Annotated in this window: 14 protein-coding genes; 9 read left to right on the forward strand and 5 right to left on the reverse strand. The window is 67.7% G+C overall.

Annotation, left to right across the window (positions count from 1 at the left end):
* Nucleotides 1–11: 11 nt before the first annotated feature.
* The 7 genes from CBY09_RS13265 (at nucleotide 12) to CBY09_RS13295 (ending at nucleotide 9,868) form a co-directional block, all read left to right on the forward strand.
* A complete protein-coding gene (locus tag CBY09_RS13265) occupies nucleotides 12–1,919 on the forward strand; it encodes an ABC transporter permease (protein ID WP_094290067.1) in 1,908 nt (635 codons plus the stop codon).
* The gene (locus CBY09_RS13270) at nucleotides 1,916–2,701 is read left to right on the forward strand and encodes an ABC transporter ATP-binding protein (protein ID WP_055398725.1); all 786 of its coding nucleotides are present in this window, start codon (nucleotides 1,916–1,918) and stop codon (nucleotides 2,699–2,701) included. The genes CBY09_RS13265 and CBY09_RS13270 overlap by 4 nt, the downstream gene beginning before the upstream one ends.
* A gap of 2 nt (nucleotides 2,702–2,703) precedes the next feature.
* Nucleotides 2,704–3,447: an ABC transporter ATP-binding protein gene (locus tag CBY09_RS13275; RefSeq protein ID WP_094290068.1), complete on the forward strand. Its 744-nt coding sequence runs from the start codon at nucleotides 2,704–2,706 to the stop codon at nucleotides 3,445–3,447.
* 131 nt (nucleotides 3,448–3,578) lie between these two features.
* Nucleotides 3,579–4,751, forward strand: coding sequence for an ABC transporter substrate-binding protein (locus tag CBY09_RS13280; RefSeq protein ID WP_205734137.1), 1,173 nt, complete (start codon nucleotides 3,579–3,581; stop codon nucleotides 4,749–4,751).
* A gap of 21 nt (nucleotides 4,752–4,772) precedes the next feature.
* The gene (locus CBY09_RS13285; RefSeq protein WP_094290069.1) at nucleotides 4,773–5,279 is read left to right on the forward strand and encodes a (2Fe-2S)-binding protein; all 507 of its coding nucleotides are present in this window, start codon (nucleotides 4,773–4,775) and stop codon (nucleotides 5,277–5,279) included.
* Nucleotides 5,276–9,031 (forward strand): molybdopterin cofactor-binding domain-containing protein, encoded by a 3,756-nt coding sequence (locus tag CBY09_RS13290; protein ID WP_094290070.1) that lies wholly within the window; start codon nucleotides 5,276–5,278, stop codon nucleotides 9,029–9,031. The genes CBY09_RS13285 and CBY09_RS13290 overlap by 4 nt, the downstream gene beginning before the upstream one ends.
* 126 nt (nucleotides 9,032–9,157) lie before the next feature.
* The gene (locus CBY09_RS13295; protein WP_240515712.1) at nucleotides 9,158–9,868 is read left to right on the forward strand and encodes a hypothetical protein; all 711 of its coding nucleotides are present in this window, start codon (nucleotides 9,158–9,160) and stop codon (nucleotides 9,866–9,868) included.
* A gap of 414 nt (nucleotides 9,869–10,282) precedes the next feature.
* On the opposite strand, the gene CBY09_RS13300 is transcribed toward CBY09_RS13295, so the two are convergent.
* Nucleotides 10,283–10,822: an EVE domain-containing protein gene (locus CBY09_RS13300; protein ID WP_240515713.1), complete on the reverse strand. Its 540-nt coding sequence runs from the start codon at nucleotides 10,820–10,822 to the stop codon at nucleotides 10,283–10,285.
* A 102-nt stretch (nucleotides 10,823–10,924) separates the two neighbouring features.
* Nucleotides 10,925–11,545 (reverse strand): LysE family translocator, encoded by a 621-nt coding sequence (locus tag CBY09_RS13305; protein WP_094290072.1) that lies wholly within the window; start codon nucleotides 11,543–11,545, stop codon nucleotides 10,925–10,927.
* A 101-nt stretch (nucleotides 11,546–11,646) separates the two neighbouring features.
* Between CBY09_RS13305 and CBY09_RS13310 the strand changes: the two genes are divergently transcribed.
* Nucleotides 11,647–12,096 (forward strand): Lrp/AsnC family transcriptional regulator, encoded by a 450-nt coding sequence (locus CBY09_RS13310; protein WP_094290073.1) that lies wholly within the window; start codon nucleotides 11,647–11,649, stop codon nucleotides 12,094–12,096.
* Between the two features lie 8 nt (nucleotides 12,097–12,104).
* Here the strand turns inward: CBY09_RS13310 and CBY09_RS13315 are convergent, their stop codons facing one another.
* From CBY09_RS13315 to CBY09_RS13325, 3 genes are all read right to left on the reverse strand, one after another.
* Nucleotides 12,105–12,533 carry a VOC family protein gene (locus tag CBY09_RS13315; RefSeq protein ID WP_094290074.1) on the reverse strand — a complete coding sequence of 143 codons (429 nt, stop codon included), beginning with the start codon at nucleotides 12,531–12,533 and terminating at the stop codon, nucleotides 12,105–12,107.
* Between the two features lie 38 nt (nucleotides 12,534–12,571).
* Entirely contained in the window at nucleotides 12,572–12,949 is a 378-nt protein-coding gene (locus tag CBY09_RS13320; protein ID WP_094290075.1) for a VOC family protein, read from the reverse strand.
* Between the two features lie 86 nt (nucleotides 12,950–13,035).
* Complete coding sequence (locus CBY09_RS13325; protein ID WP_094290076.1) at nucleotides 13,036–13,917, reverse strand: helix-turn-helix domain-containing protein; 882 nt, start codon at nucleotides 13,915–13,917, stop codon at nucleotides 13,036–13,038.
* Nucleotides 13,918–14,020: 103 nt separating this feature from the next.
* On the opposite strand from CBY09_RS13325, the gene pobA reads away from it, so the two are divergent.
* Entirely contained in the window at nucleotides 14,021–15,193 is a 1,173-nt protein-coding gene (gene pobA / locus CBY09_RS13330) for a 4-hydroxybenzoate 3-monooxygenase (protein WP_094290077.1), read from the forward strand.
* Nucleotides 15,194–15,263: the final 70 nt, after the last annotated feature.

A 15,263-nucleotide genomic window follows, 5' to 3' on the forward strand; every position in this document is an offset into this window, starting at 1 on the left:
AAGGATGTGGAATGAGTTTTTCGAGTTTTATCGTTCAGCTGCTCAACGGACTGGCGGGGGCCTCCTCGCTGTTCCTGGTGGGGGCCGGGCTCTCGCTGATCTTCGGTGTCACGCGCATCGTCAACTTTGCGCATGGCTCGTTCTTCATGGTCGGCATCTATGTGGCCTATTCGCTCGTGGCCAAGCTGGGCACCGGCCTGGGCTTCTGGCCCGCGCTGCTGCTCGCGGCCGTGGCCGTGGGGGTGCTCGGTGCGGTGGTGGAGGTAGTGCTGCTGCGTCGCATCTACAAGGCGCCCGAGCTGTTCCAGCTGCTGGCCACGTTTGCGCTGGTGCTGGTCATCAAGGATGCCGCGCTGTGGTTCTGGGGGCCGGAAGAACTGCTGGGCCCGCGCGCGCCGGGGCTGTCGGGCTCGGTCAACATCCTGGGGCGGCAGTTCCCTTCGTATGACCTGTTCCTGATCGTCGTGGGCCCGGTGGTGCTGGGCCTGTTGTGGCTGCTGCTCACCCGCACGCGCTGGGGCACGCTGGTGCGCGCTGCTACGCAAGACCGCGAAATGGTGAGTGCCCTGGGCGTGAACCAGGCCTGGCTGTTCACGGCGGTGTTTGCCCTGGGCGCGCTGCTGGCGGGCCTGGGCGGTGCGTTGCAGCTGCCGCGCGAGCCCGCCACACTGGAGATGGACCTCAACACCATCGGCGCCGCGTTTGTGGTGGTTGTGGTGGGGGGCATGGGCTCCATTCCGGGTGCCTATGTTGCGGCCTTGCTGATTGCCGAGATCAAGGCCATCTGCATCTGGCTGGGTGTGGTGGACATCTTTGGCGTCAGCGTGTCGTTCTCCAAGCTCACGCTGGTGGTGGAGTTTCTGGTGATGGCGGTGGTGTTGGTCTGGCGCCCCTGGGGGCTCATGGGCAAGCCGCAGGGCGTGAGCCGCAACACCGGCCTGCCCGAGGCGCCGCTGCGCCAGCCCGAGCGCTGGTTCAAGCTGGGTGGCGCAGCCCTGGTGGCCGTGCTGGTGGTGCTGCCGCTGCTGACCACGGGCTCGCCATACCTCACCGTGCTGATGATCGACCTGCTGATTGCCGCGCTGTTTGCGGCCAGCCTGCACTTCATCATGGGCCCGGCGGGCATGCACTCGTTCGGCCACGCAGCCTACTTTGGCCTGGGTGCCTATGCCGCAGCGCTGCTGGTGCGTTCGGCGGGCCTCCCGATGGAGCTGGCGCTGGTGCTGGCGCCGCTGGCGGCGGCGGCGGGCGCGCTGCTCTATGGCTGGTTCTGCGTGCGCCTGTCGGGTGTGTACCTGGCCATGCTGACGCTGGCGTTTGCCCAGATCACCTGGGCCATCTGCTACCAGTGGGACGGCTTCACGGGCGGCAGCAACGGCCTCACGGGCGTGTGGCCGGCCGAGTGGCTGTCGGACAAGCGCAACTACTACTACCTCACGCTGGCCCTGGTGGTGGGCTGCGTGCTGCTGTTGCGCCGCGTGCTGTTCTCGCCCTTTGGTTATGCGCTGCGCGCCGGGCGGGATTCGGTGCTGCGGGCCGATGCCATTGGCATTGATGTGAAGCGCATGCAGTGGACGGCCTTTGTAATCGCCGGGCTGTTTGCGGGTCTGGGCGGCGCACTGTTCGCGTTCTCCAAGGGCAGCATCTCGCCCGAGACGCTGCATGTGGGGCGCTCGGTGGATGGCTTGGTGATGGTGCTGCTGGGCGGCATCCAGACGCTGGCGGGCCCCGTGGTGGGCGCCGTCACCTTCACCTGGCTGCACGACACCGTGGCGCGCAACACCGACTACTGGCGCGCCATGCTGGGCGCCATCATCCTGATCCTGGTGCTGCTGTTCCCGCAGGGTATTGCGGGGGCCATCAAGCAGATCTTCGACAACAAGCGCGAAGCCAAGAACATGAAGGAGGGCACGCCATGAGCCTGCTCAAAGTCTCTGGCCTGGGCAAGTCCTTTGGCGGCGTGAAGGCGGTGGATGGCATCCACTTCGAGCTGGCTGCCGGCGAGCTGCTGGCGCTGATCGGCCCCAACGGCGCGGGCAAGTCCACCACCTTCAACATGGTCAACGGCCAGCTGCCTGCCGATGCAGGCTCCATCCAGCTCAATGGCCAGGAGCTGGTGGGCCGCAAGCCGCGCGACATCTGGCGCATGGGCGTGGGCCGCACTTTTCAGATCGCTGAAACCTTTGCATCGCTCACGGTGGTAGAGAACGTGCAAATGGCACTGATCTCCAACGACAACCGCCTGTTTGCGATGTGGCGCAAGGCGGCAGACCACAAGCGCGACGAGGCCCTGGCGCTGCTGGACCAGGTGGGCATGAAGTCGCAGGCCGACCGCCCCTGCAGCGTGCTGGCCTATGGCGATGTGAAGCGCGTGGAGCTGGCCATCGCGATGGCCAACGCGCCGAAGCTGCTGCTCATGGACGAGCCCACCGCCGGCATGGCGCCCAAGGAGCGCAACGAGCTGATGGCGCTCACCAAGCAGCTGGTGATCGACCGCAACATGGCTGTGCTCTTCACCGAACACAGCATGGACGTGGTGTTTGCCTATGCCGACCGCATGATCGTGCTGGCGCGCGGGCGCCTCATTGCCGAGGGCAAGCCACTGGAGCTGCGCGACCACCCCAAGGTGCAGGAGGTGTACTTCGGCACCGGCAAGACCTTCGAGAAAAAAACGGCAGCCGCTGCTGCAGAGGCCGCATGAGCATGACGACCAACGAACCCAAAGAGCTGCTGCTGCAGGCCAAGGGGCTGCAGGCCTGGTATGGCGCGGCGCAAATCCTGTATGACGTGGACCTGGATGTGCGTCGGGGCGAAGTCGTGGCCCTGATGGGCCGCAACGGCGCAGGCAAATCCACCACGCTCAAGACGCTGATGGGCATGCTGGCCAAACGCAAGGGCCAGATCCAGTTCATGGGCCGGGACATCTCCAAAAGCGACCCGCACGATGCCGCGCGCCTGGGCCTGGGCTTTGTGCCCGAAGACCGCCGCGTGTTCACCGACCTCACGGTGATGGAGAACCTGGAGGTAGGCCGCCAACCCGCCCGCACCTGGCCCGACGGCACGGCCGCCCCGGTGTGGACGCCAGAGCGCCTGTTCAAGCTCTTCCCCAACCTGGGCGAAATGCCCCAGCGCCCCGGCGGTCGCATGAGTGGCGGCGAGCAGCAGATGCTCACCGTGGCGCGCACGCTCATGGGTAACCCCTATCTGGTGCTGCTGGATGAGCCCTCCGAAGGCGTGGCCCCCGTCATCGTGGAGCAGATGGCGCACATGATCCTGGAGCTGAAGGAGCAGGGCGTGAGCATTCTGCTGTCCGAGCAAAACATGCACTTTGCCGAACTGGTCTCCGACCGCGCCTATGTGCTCGAAAAGGGCCAGATCCGCTACCAGGCCAGCATGGCCGAGCTGGCCGCCAACGACGAGGTGCGGCGCGCCTACCTCAGCGTCTGACCCCCGCTGCCAACGCGCACCTGTGGTGTGTGGCCCACGTGTGCCGTTGGTTACAAAAAACACCTCTGCAAGCACTTGCACGAAGTTTGTGCTCCCACGGAAACTTTGCCTTTTGATGTAAGGAGCACTACATGAAGTGTCGAGGAGTGGAGGATGGATGCATCGACCGCCGCACCGCCATGGTGGGCCTGGCGGTGGCAGGGGTGGCATGGGCAGGCCCGGCAGCTGCCGAAACCGGGGTGACGGACACCCGCATCAAGGTAGGCCAGTCGGCCGTGTTCACCGGCCCGGCCAAGGATTTCGGGGTGGACTACAAGGCGGGCATTGCGCTGGCGTTCGACAAGGTGAACAAGACCGGCGGCGTGAACGGGCGCACGCTGGAGCTGGTGTCGCACGACGACGCCTACGAGCCCAAGAAGACGGCCGAAAACACCGCCAAGCTCATTGACGAAGACAAGGTCTTCGCCCTGATCGGCTACGTGGCCACCGGCAACCTCATCGCCGCCATGCCCCTGGCAGAGAAGGCCGGCGTGCCCATGTTCGCGCCGCTGGTGGGCACCACGTCCTTCCGCACCACGCACAACCGCTACCTGTTCCACGTGCGCGCCAGCTACGAGACTGAGCTGCGCAAGATCGTGGGCCACCTCGCCACGCTGGGCATCAACAACATCGCCGTCATCTACCAGAACAGCGCATTCGGCAAATCCAACCTCGACACCTGCCTGCAGATCGCCCAGGGCCTGAAGGTCAAGGTGGTCGATTCCGTGCCCATGGAGATCGCCGCCACCGACGCCAAGCCCCAGGTGGCGCAGCTCACCAAGGCCCAGCCGGGCGCGGTGGTGATGATCATGGCGGGCAAGATGGTGGAGGTGTTCCTGCGCGACTACCGGGCGGCGGGCGCGGCATCGCCGCTGTACACCATCTCGGTGGGCATCACTGACGCACCGGGCTCGGCGCAGCGCCTGAACGGCGGCATCGAAGGGCTGGTCACGGCCAGCATCGTGCCCTCGCCGCAGGCCAGCCGCATGGGTATCGTGGCCGACTACCGCAAGGACCGTGCGGACGCGGGCGAGAAGATCGACAGCTACACCATGCTGGAGGGCTATATCGCCGCGCGCGTGTTTGTGGAAGGCGTCAAACGCGCAGGCAAAGCGCTCACGCGTGAAGGCTTCATCAAGGCCATGGAAGACATGGGCACCACCAAGATCGGCGATTTTCCGTTGCAGTACGGCCCGAACAACCACAATGGCTCCAACTTTGTGGACCTGGAGATGTACACGCGCAGCGGGTCGCTGCGACGTTGACTGAGAACAACCCACCGAGACATGCACGCGCCCGCTTCACTCTCCCCGGTCGTCGTCAATGGCCAGCCGTTTGCCCTGCCGCAGAGCACCTTGGCCAGCGCCACGCTGCTGCACGTGTTGCGCAATGACCTGTCGCTCAACGGCCCCAAATACGGCTGCGGCCTGGGGCAGTGCGGGGCGTGCACGGTGCTGGTGGATGGCATTGCCGCGCGGGCCTGCGTGATCCCGGCGCAGGGCGTGGCGGGCCGCGAGGTGACCACGCTGGAAGGGCTGCCCGGGCGCTGCAGCCGCGCCGAAAGACTTCACCCGGTGCAGCAGGCCTTTGTGGATGAGCAGGCCGCGCAGTGCGGCTACTGCCTCAACGGCATGGTGATGATGGCCGTGGCCTTGCTGGAGCGCAATCCAGACCCCGACGAGGCCGCCGTGCGCCGCGAGCTGTCGGGCAACCTGTGCCGCTGCGGCACGCATGTCGAAATCATCCGCGCCGTGCTGCGCGCGGCGGTGCTGATGCGCGAGGCCCAGGCATGAACACGCATTCATCCCTGCGCGCCCACAGCCCGCTCACCCGCGCCGACTTCCATGCCGCCCAGGGCGTGCTGCTGGTAGTGCGCAACCCGCCGCCTGCGCCGCCCCCCGTCAAGGGCCAGCCCGCGCTGGTGGCGGGCAACCCGGCCGAGGGCGTGGAGATACTGATCGCCGTGTGGGACGACGGCAGCGTGACCGCGCTCAACGGCCATGTGGACCTGGGCACCGGCATCCGCACCGCACTCGCGCAGATCGTGGCCGAAGAGCTGGATGTGCCTTTGGCCCAGGTGAACATGGTGCTGGGCGACACCACCCGCGCGCCCAACCAGGGCGCCACCATCGCCAGTGCGTCCATCCAGATCCACGCCAAGCCCCTGCGCACCGCTGCCGCGCAGGCACGCCACTGGCTGGTGGCCCAGGCCGCAGAGCGGTTGGGCGTGCCGGTGGAGGCACTGCAGGTGCGCGCGGGGGTGGTGCAGGTCACTGCAGACCCATCGCGCCAACTCGCCTACGGCGCGCTGCTGGCGGGCGCACACACCACGCTGGAGCTGGTGGATGCCACGCCCACCAAGGCCGCCGCCGATTACACCGTGGTCGGCCAGTCCGTGCCGCGCGTGGACATCCCCGCCAAGGTCAGCGGCGAGCTGGTGTTTGTGCACGACATGCGCGTGCCCGGCATGCTGCATGGCCGCGTGGTGCGTCCGCCGTATGCGGGGGCGGACCATGGCGACTTCATCGGCAACACGCTGGAGTCGGTAGACCAGCAGTCCATCGCCCACATCCCCGGCATCCGCGCCGTGGTGGTGATCCGCGACTTTGTGGGCATCGTCGCCGAGCGCGAGGAACAGGCCGAGCAGGCCCTGCGCGACTTGAAAGTGCGCTGGAAAGACTGGCCCGGCTTCCCGCGCCAGGACAGCGCCGAGGCGCTGGAACAGGCCATCCGCGCCAACCCCGCCACGCAGCGCCGCCTGGTCGATGAGGGCGATGTGGAGGGCGCCCTGGCCGCGCTGTCTGCCGACGGCCAGCCCATGCCGCGCACCTATGTGTGGCCGTACCAGATGCATGGCTCCATCGGCCCATCGTGCGCGGTGGCCGAATGGCGCAGTGACGACAGCACAGGCCGCCCGCGCATGACGGTGTGGGCGGGCACCCAAAACCCCCATGTGCTGCGCGCCGACCTGGCCCGCCTGATGGGCTTGGCCGATGTGGACATCGACCTCATCCGCATGGAGGCCGCAGGCTGCTACGGCCGCAACGGTGCCGATGACGTGGCCGCCGATGCCGCGCTGCTCTCGCGCGCCGTGGGCGCCCCGGTGCGCGTGCAGCTCACGCGTGAGCAGGAGCATTTGTGGGAGCCCAAGGGCACGGCCCAGCTCATGCAGGTGCGCGGCGGGCTCAAGGCCGATGGCACCGTGGCGGCGTACGACTTCGAAACGTCCTACCCGTCCAACGGCGCGCCCACGCTGGCCCTGCTGCTCACCCGCACCATCGAGCCCGTGGCCCAGGCCTACGAGATGGGCGACCGCACCGCGCGCCCGCCCTACCAGTACGACAACCTGCGCGTGGCCGTCAACGACATGCCGCCCATCGTGCGCGCATCGTGGTTGCGCGGCGTGTCGGCGCTGCCCAACTCGTTTGCGCACGAATCGTATGTGGACGAACTGGCTACTGCTGCGGGTGTGGACCCGGTGCAGTTTCGCCTGCAATTGCTGAACGACCCGCGCGCCGCCGAGCTGGTGCAGGCCACCGCCGAAAAGGCGGGCTGGATTCGCCGCACCGGCCCGCAGCAGCGCCCCTTGGACGCTGACAACAAAGGTGACTGGGTGCAGGGCCAGGGCTTTGCCTATGCCCGCTACATCCACAGCAAATGGCCCGGCTTTGGCGCCGCCTGGGCGGCCTGGGTGGCCGATGTGGAGGTCAACAAGAAGACCGGCGAGGTGCACGTGCGCCGCGTGGTCGTGGGCCACGACGCGGGCCTGATGGTGAACCCCGCCGGTGTGGAGCAGCAGGTGCACGGCAACGTGCTGCAGACCACCAGCCGCGCGCTCAAGGAGCAGGTGACGTTCGAGCCCGTCAAGCAGGCCGTGGACAACCGCGAGTGGGGCAGTTACCCCATCCTGAGCTTTCGCGAGGTGCCGGTCATCGAGGTCATGCACATGCCCCGGCAGGACGAGGCGCCGCTGGGCTCGGGTGAGTCGTCTTCCGTGCCGGGCACAGCCGCCATCGCCAACGCGATCTTTGATGCGACCGGCGTGCGCTTCCGTGCGCCGCCGTTCACGCCCGAGGTGGTGCGCGCCGGGCTCAACCCCTTGCCCGGCGGCGCAGGCGAGGCGGCTGCAGGCAGCACCGCACCCACCGAGCAGGCCGAGGTATTGCCCACGCTGGAGCTGCCCGCGCCCACCGTGCCCGCCAGCGCCACATGGCCCGCCAAACGCAGCCCCTGGGCCCGCGCGCTCGCTCTTGTCGCTGGTGGTATCGCCATGGGCGCAGCGCTGCTGGGCTGGCGCCCCTCCATCGCGCCCGTGGTGCAGACGGCGGGCGTGTCGGTCTACAACGCCGCCACCATCGAGCGCGGCCGCCTGCTGGCCGCTGCGGGTGACTGCGCGGTGTGCCACACCGCCCCCGGCGGCACGCCCAACACGGGCGGCCGCGCCATGGACACACCGTTCGGCAAGGTCTACACCTCCAACCTCACGCCCGACGCCGAGACCGGCATCGGCCAGTGGTCCTTCAGCGCTTTCCAGCGTGCCATGCGCGAAGGCATCTCGCGCGACGGCAGGCACCTGTACCCCGCGTTCCCCTACACCTCGTTCGCCAAGATGAGCGACGACGACCTGACCGCGCTGTACGCCTACCTCATGGCGCAGCCCGCCGTGCGGGCCGAGGTGCCGAAGACCGCGTTGACCTTCCCGTTCAGCGCGCGCCCCCTCATGGCGGGCTGGAACGCGCTGTTTCACGACGCCACGCCGTTCAAGCCCGACCCGACCCGCCTCCCCGACTGGAACCGGGGCGCCTACCTGGTGCAGGGCGTAGGCCACTGCGGTGCCTGCCACACGCCGCGCAATGCGCTGGGGGCCGAGTTGGGTGGGGCTGCATTCCTCTCGGGCGCCATGGTGGATGGCTGGGAGGCGCCTGCGCTCACGGGCCTGTCGAAGGCGCCCGTGCCCTGGACGGCCGATGCGTTGTATGGCTACCTGCGCCACGGCCACAGCCCGCAGCACGGCAGCGCCTCCGGCCCCATGGCGCCCGTGGTGCGCGAGCTGGCCCACTTGCCCGACGACGACATCCGCGCCATGGCAAGCTACCTGGCCTCTTTCAATGCCACGGAGCCCGGCACCCAGTCCGAGACCCCGGCTGTGTCAGACCCACAACAACGCGCCCAAACCGCCGTGGCCCAGGCCGCCGCGCTGGCCCCCCAGCCCGGCCAGGCCCAGCGCCTGTTCGACGGTGCCTGTGCGGCCTGCCACCACGACGGCGACGGCCCGAAGCTGCTGGGCGTGAACGTGCCCCTGGCGCTCAACAGCAACCTGCACAGCGACCGGCCCGACAACCTGCTGCAGGTCATCGTGCACGGCATCCGCGAGCCCGCCGCGCGGGACATCGGCTTCATGCCCGGCTTCGGCCACGCGCTCAGCGATGCGCAGATCACCGAGCTGGCGGGCTACATGCGCCAGCGCTACGCCCCCGGCCGCCCGGCGTGGCGCGATGTGCCCGAGGCGCTGGCACGAGTGCGGGCGCGGCCTGCGCATCCTTAGCACAGTCTTTTAGAGCCTTTTGAGGCCATAGCGCAGGTGGGATAGGCGCAAACTGCTATCAAAAATGCAGCAACTGCAGGCAACGTGTTCAGCCCGACAATCGGGCTGCACCACCGCCCAGACACCATGACAGCTGCCGCTCCCTTGCCATCACACAGCGCCTTGCCTGCACCGCACCGGCGCGTGCAGCGCACAGGCGGCGCCGCAACGCTGGCCCTGTGTTGCCTGGCCCTCACAGCCTGCGGGCCGGATGTGCAGGGGTCGCCCAAGCCGCCCCCGGCGTTTGGCCCCGTGCAGAGCAGCTGGTTCGGCTGCCCGTCCCTGCAAGGGGTGTACGCCTGGCCGCCGGTGGAGCCCGGTGGTGTGCAGGGCAGCCTGCCGTTTTTCACCGGCTCGGCCGAGATGCAGGTCTGGGTGCAGCAGCAGCGCGGCGAAACCACGCTGCGCACACGCACCATCAACCGCGCGCGCAACGTGCGCAACTCGCTCACCCGGCAGTGGAGCCTGGTCACCTACAGCGGCGCGCAGACCCGCTGCAGCTCCGGCATGCTCGACCTGGTTCCGCAGCCCGTGTCGCCGGACAAGGAGCCTGGGGCCTCTGGCGTGCTGCAGGGGTTCAGGCTGGCGCTGCTCAAAGACGGCGGCCTGGCCGTGGGCAAGCGCACGCTCACCACGGGTAACAAGGGCTCGTACTTCTCGTGGGGTGGGCAGTCCTACGGCAGCTACGACGCGCCCGATGTGGAGACCTGGACCTGGTTCAAGCTGGCCCGCACCGCAGCGGGGGACAGCGAACCGCCGGTCATCGACGCCTACGTGCCCGGGGCGAGCTCCCCCTAGGCTTTTTGATTGCGGAGCGGCGCGCGAAAAAAGCCGCGAACTTCCCCTTTTATCGCGCCACCGCCTGCGCTGCCACCTCGGCACAGTGGCTTCGGGGCTTGGTCCATGGTGGGGCAGGCCCGGGCGCCCGCATTGTTGTGGCAGGCGCTCACGTCATCGGCCTGCCCCTGCGGCGGCCGCCCACTGTTGTCCGTTCAAGGAGAAGACCATGCCCGCTAGTGAACTGGAAGTCCACGAGATCGTGCTGCGACTGCTGCGTGAGGGCTATGCCGCCCTGACCGCCGCCCAACGCCGGGTGGTGGACACGCTGATGGCGGTGTGCTGACGCCCGCCTGCGGGTTGTTCGTGGGCATCACAGGGTTGTTTTGAAGCTTTTTTGGCCGCTTGCGCCCGTACCTATTGCCCAAGGCGCTATCAAAAATGTAGTGATTGCAGCTCGGCCTGCATCGCCCGCGCAATCATGCGCATGTCGTGGTCGCTGACGGCCAACAGCCCAAAGCGGAACTTGCTGCCCCAGCGCTGGCGGTCGTCCACAAACTCCAGCGCGTCCAGCAGCGGCGCAATCGCCGCCTCACGTGCAGGCACATAGGCCACGTCCCGCCGCGACGGCACAAACCCGCCACCCATATCAAACGCATACGGCGACCCCGGCAACACGATGCCGATGGAGACAAACGCCTGCAGCCGGTCCTTGCCGCCCATGGTCACCGTCGGCGCGTAGTACGCCACACGGTCGCCAGGCCGTATGCGCTGCAGCGGCGCCACCTTGCCATGGCACACCTGCATATAGCCCGCGCCCGGCGTGGCGCAGCCCCGGCGGGCGTGCTGGGCGCAGGCCACGGCGATCCAGTTGCGGCGCGCGGTGGCCGCAGAGGTCGCTGCCGACAGGGGCATGTCGCCGCGCGCAGGCGCGGCATCCGGCCAAAGGGGGTGTTGCAGCACGGCGTCGGTCATGAGAAAAGCTCCGGGTCAAAGAAGCCACCGATGGTGCGGGCCTGCTGCTGACACCGCAGTGTCAGTACCTTTGCAGCATCCTTGTCTGCAGCGCACGGGTTCTCAGACCAACTGCCCCCACTGCCACAACGCAAACCCGCCCAGCAGCAGGGCCGACGCCCGGTTGATGCGCTGGCGCCAGGCGGGTGTAAAGCGCTGCCGCTGGTAGGCAATTGCGCCGGTCAGCAGCAGCCACCAGGCGGCAGAGCCCACCAGCACGCCCGCCACCATCCACAGCGGCGACGGCAGGCTGGGCCGACCTGCCCCCAGCGAGCCGAACACCGCAATGAACGACACGATGGTGGCCGGGTTGGTCAGCGTCAGCGCAAACGTGCCTGCCGCCAGGCCCAGCAGCCCCCGCGCATCGCGGGCCGGGGCTGCGCTGTGGGCCACCGGCGCGTGCCAGGTGCGCCAGGCCAGCACCAGCAGCAGTGCGCCACCGCCCAGTGCCAGCGGCGTCCTGGCCTGCGTCAGCCCGTCAATCAGCCAGCGCACGCTGAACGCGCCCACGGCGCCATACACCGCATCGGCCGCAGCGGCGCCCAGGCCCGTGGCCAGCCCGGCCGCCAGGCCCCGCTCCAGGGTGCGTTGCATCGTCAGCAGGCCAATGGGGCCCACAGGGGCCGCGATGAGCACGCCGATGACGGCGGCTTGCAGAAACACGGTGAGTGAGGTGAAGTCCATGCACCAATGCTAGGGCGGCGGCTGGCGGTGGAGAATGCAGGAAATTCGGCGAATCCAGAAATTGGTTTCGTTTTTTTCTGTGCCAATCGATAAAGGCTTTTATGGAAGTCGATGACAAAGCCTGGCGCCTGATCAGCGCGCTGCAGGCCGATGGCCGCGCCTCGCTCAAGGAACTGGCCGAGGCCGTGGGCCTGTCGGTGCCCGCCACGCTGGAGCGCCTGCGCCGCCTGCAAGAGGCGGGCGTGGTGCGCGGCGTGCATGCCGATATCGACCCCGCCAAGGTCGGCTACGGCGTGCGCGCCGTGGTGGGCATCAATGTGCCGCAGCCCGGCAAGAAGGCGCTGATCGACAAGCTGCGCCAGTCGCCCCAGGTGCTCGAATGCCACCACGTCAGCGGCAATGACTCGTATGTGATGCAGGTCGTAGCGCGCGACCTGCCCGATCTGGAGCGCTTTCTGGGCGACATCAACGGCTATGGCGAAACACGCACATCCATCGTGTTCTCCACGCCCATCCCGCTGCGCGGCCTGACCCGGCCGGAGGCGGGCTGACTCACCCCTCAGAACGTGATCTTCACCGACGCCGCACTGCGCCGCGCGTCGCCATGGAACACCGCCTCGATGTTGTTGCCGTCCGGGTCCAGCACAAACGCCGCGTAGTAGCCGGGGTGGTACGCGCGCTCGCCCGGCCCGCCGTTGTCGGTGCCGCCGTGGGCCAGTGCGGCACGGTAGAACGCATCCACCATCGCCCGGTCCCGGGCCTGAAACGCCAGGTGCGTGCGGCCTGTCAGGTGGCCCTGCGCGGCAGGGCTGTCGGCCGACGACACAAACAGCTCGTCCGCCCAGAAGTAACCCTCGTCCGCCCCGCCCATGGGCACCTGCAGGGCCTGCAGCACCGCCGTGTAGAAGGCCTGGCTGGCCGCCAGGTCGCGCACGACGAGCTGCACATGGTCAAACAGCCTGCCCCGGTGGATTTCTTGCGCTTCCATGGTGTGCTCCTTTTGTAGACCGTTAGTGCGTTCTGGCTTCAAGACAGTGCGTGCAAACCCACGCGGTTGCCATCCAGGTCGTGGATGTGCGCAAAGAACCCCATGCCCGGTGGCAGCGCCTGGCGCGGCAGGGCCACGCGGCCGCCCTGGGCCACCGCGCGGTCCAGCGCGGCGTCGAGCGATGGCGATGCGTCCAGGTACACCAGTGTGCCGCTGCCCGATACCTGCGGTGCCGTTGGGCCCATCATCAGCGCACCGCCCACGCCGTCTGCTGCGCCGTTGTAGGGAAACACAGCACCTTCGCTGGGCCCCATGTTCTCGCGGCGCAGGGTCTGGCCCAGCACGGCTTCATAAAAAGTCTGGGCGCGGTCGAGCTGGGTGGTGGGGATTTCAAACCAGGCGATGGCGTTTTTCATGGAGGCTCCTTGTGTGTGAAAGAAAGAAGCCTCGATGGTGAATCGGGGCTACTGACAGCGGCGTGTCAGCAGCCTGTCACGCGGCATCACACCGCCGGAGCGGGCGAAGACGCCGCCACCTGTGCCCGAAATGCCCTTGGCGACAGCCCCGCATCGCGCGTGAAGGCGCGGGTGAAGTACGCCGGGTCGGCATAGCCCAGCGTGTAGGCAATGGTGGCCACGCCCAGGTGGGTGTAGGCCAGGTTGCGCCGCGCCTCGCGCATCAGCCGCGCCTCAATCAGCCGCTGGGCCGATACGCCCGTGGTGGCCCGCGCCACGCGGCTTAGGTGCGTGGGCGACACGGCCAGCGCGCGCGCATAGTCCGCCACCTGCCAGTGCTCCAGAAAGTGCGCCTCGATCAGCGCCTCCAGCCGCTGCACCAGGCTGGACTCTGGTGCAGCGGTGTCGCTCGGGCTGTGATCCTCAATGGCCCGCGCCACCCAGCCCAGCAGCGTGGCGCTTAGGCCCCGCAGCACCAGCGCGCGCGCCTTGGCGCGGCCCGAGAACTCCTGCCAGATCTGCCCCATGGCCTGGCTGATCGGCGGGCTGGCGGTGACCACGGCGGGCCGGGCCAGGTCGCGCCGCACATCGCCCACGCGCACAAAAATTTCGTCCATCAATTCATCGGCCAGCGTGGCCACCCAGCCCTGCGTGTGCTGTGTGAACCGAAACGCGTGCACATGGCCCGGCGGCACGTTGATGAGCGCGCCAGCGGCCAGCGCGTGCTGTTCGCCATCCAGGTGCGCCACGCCGCCGCCCGATTCGATCAGCAACACCTGGTGCAGCCGCGTGTGCCGGTGCGGGGCCAGCTCCCAGTCGTGCAGCACCGATCGCTCGGCAATCGTCTCGCAGTGCAGCACATCGGGCAGGTGCTGCGACTCGCCGAAAAGGCTGTACGAGCGGATGCCATCGATGTTCGAAAAGTGCATGTTCTGGCTCCATCCGTCCATTCAACGCGGCGACTGTGCCACGTATCTTTGGGTGGTCCGTTTGACCCATGTCATGAACGCACCAACCACCACAGGAGACGCTATGAAAACCCAGGTTTGCATCATCGGCGGAGGCCCCTCGGGCCTCATGCTCTCGCAGCTCTTGCACCTCAAGGGCATCGACACCATCGTGCTGGAGCGCCAAAGCCGCGAATACGTGCTCGGCCGCATCCGCGCCGGCGTGCTCGAGCACGGCTTTGCCGCGCTCATGCGCGAGGCCCAGTGCGGCGAGCGCATGGACCGTGAAGGCGAGATCCACGACGGGTTCATCATTGCCCACGACGGCAAGATGGACCGGGTCGATTTGCACAAGTACAGCGGCGGCAGCTCGGTGGTGGTCTACGGCCAGACCGAGCTGACACGCGACCTGTACGAAGCGCGCGACCGCATGAAGGGCATCGTCATCCACAACGCCGAAGACGTGCAGCCGCACGACCTCAAAAGCGCCAACCCGTATGTGACCTACCGCAGTGGCGACGAGGTGGTGCGCATCGACTGCGACTTCGTCATCGGCGCCGACGGCTTCCACGGCGTGAGCCGCAAGTCCATCCCCCGCGACGTGCTCAAGGAATATGAAAAGGTCTACCCCTTCGGCTGGCTGGGCGTGCTCTCGCGCACCAAGCCCGTCTCGCCCGAGCTGATCTACGCCAAGCACGAACGCGGCTTCGCGCTGTGCTCGCTGCGCTCGCAGGTGCTGAGCCGCTACTACATCCAGGTGCCGCTGACCGACACCGTGGAAGACTGGTCCGACGATGCCTTCTGGGCCGAACTCAAGCGCCGCCTGCCCGCCGAGGTGGCCGCCCAACTCATCACCGGCCCCTCCATCGAAAAGTCCATTGCCCCCCTGCGCTCCTTCGTGGCCGAGCCCATGCGCTACGGCAACCTGTTCTTGGCCGGCGACGCCGCCCACATCGTGCCGCCCACCGGCGCACGGGGCCTGAACAGCGCCGCATCCGACATCTACTACCTGTACCACGCCATGGTGGCCCACTACCAAAACGGCGACAGCACCGGCCTCGACAAATACTCCGAGAAGGCCCTGGCCCGCGTGTGGAAGGCCCAGCGCTTCTCATGGTGGATGACGACCATGCTGCACACCTTCCCGGATTCCATCGCGTACGACCAGAAGCTGCAGGACACGGACCTGGCGTATCTGTTCTCGTCGGAGAAGGCGCTGGGGTCGCTGGCGGAGAACTATGTGGGGTTGCCGTTCTGAGCATCTGGCATTAGCACTGCTACCCAGTCAAAGGCTTGCATGGGGTTCCCTCATGCAGGCCTTTTTGGTG

It is taken from the genome of Acidovorax kalamii (assembly GCF_002245625.1).
Taxonomy (GTDB): Bacteria; Pseudomonadota; Gammaproteobacteria; order Burkholderiales; family Burkholderiaceae_C; genus Acidovorax; species Acidovorax kalamii.

What these genes read in the sequence shown, in the direction of transcription:
- CBY09_RS13310 (WP_094290073.1), top strand. Translation starts at nt 11,647, where the DNA reads ATGGAAGTCGATGACAAAGCCTGGCGCCTGATCAGCGCGCTGCAGGCC.
- CBY09_RS13285 (WP_094290069.1), top strand. Translation starts at nt 4,773, where the DNA reads ATGCACGCGCCCGCTTCACTCTCCCCGGTCGTCGTCAATGGCCAGCCG.
- CBY09_RS13270 (WP_055398725.1), top strand. Translation starts at nt 1,916, where the DNA reads ATGAGCCTGCTCAAAGTCTCTGGCCTGGGCAAGTCCTTTGGCGGCGTG.
- CBY09_RS13290 (WP_094290070.1), top strand. Translation starts at nt 5,276, where the DNA reads ATGAACACGCATTCATCCCTGCGCGCCCACAGCCCGCTCACCCGCGCC.
- CBY09_RS13295 (WP_240515712.1), top strand. Translation starts at nt 9,158, where the DNA reads ATGACAGCTGCCGCTCCCTTGCCATCACACAGCGCCTTGCCTGCACCG.
- CBY09_RS13305 (WP_094290072.1), bottom strand. Translation starts at nt 11,545, where the DNA reads ATGGACTTCACCTCACTCACCGTGTTTCTGCAAGCCGCCGTCATCGGC.
- CBY09_RS13265 (WP_094290067.1), top strand. Translation starts at nt 12, where the DNA reads ATGAGTTTTTCGAGTTTTATCGTTCAGCTGCTCAACGGACTGGCGGGG.
- CBY09_RS13315 (WP_094290074.1), bottom strand. Translation starts at nt 12,533, where the DNA reads ATGGAAGCGCAAGAAATCCACCGGGGCAGGCTGTTTGACCATGTGCAG.
- pobA (WP_094290077.1), top strand. Translation starts at nt 14,021, where the DNA reads ATGAAAACCCAGGTTTGCATCATCGGCGGAGGCCCCTCGGGCCTCATG.
- CBY09_RS13320 (WP_094290075.1), bottom strand. Translation starts at nt 12,949, where the DNA reads ATGAAAAACGCCATCGCCTGGTTTGAAATCCCCACCACCCAGCTCGAC.
- CBY09_RS13275 (WP_094290068.1), top strand. Translation starts at nt 2,704, where the DNA reads ATGACGACCAACGAACCCAAAGAGCTGCTGCTGCAGGCCAAGGGGCTG.
- CBY09_RS13300 (WP_240515713.1), bottom strand. Translation starts at nt 10,822, where the DNA reads ATGACCGACGCCGTGCTGCAACACCCCCTTTGGCCGGATGCCGCGCCT.
- CBY09_RS13325 (WP_094290076.1), bottom strand. Translation starts at nt 13,917, where the DNA reads ATGCACTTTTCGAACATCGATGGCATCCGCTCGTACAGCCTTTTCGGC.
- CBY09_RS13280 (WP_205734137.1), top strand. Translation starts at nt 3,579, where the DNA reads ATGAAGTGTCGAGGAGTGGAGGATGGATGCATCGACCGCCGCACCGCC.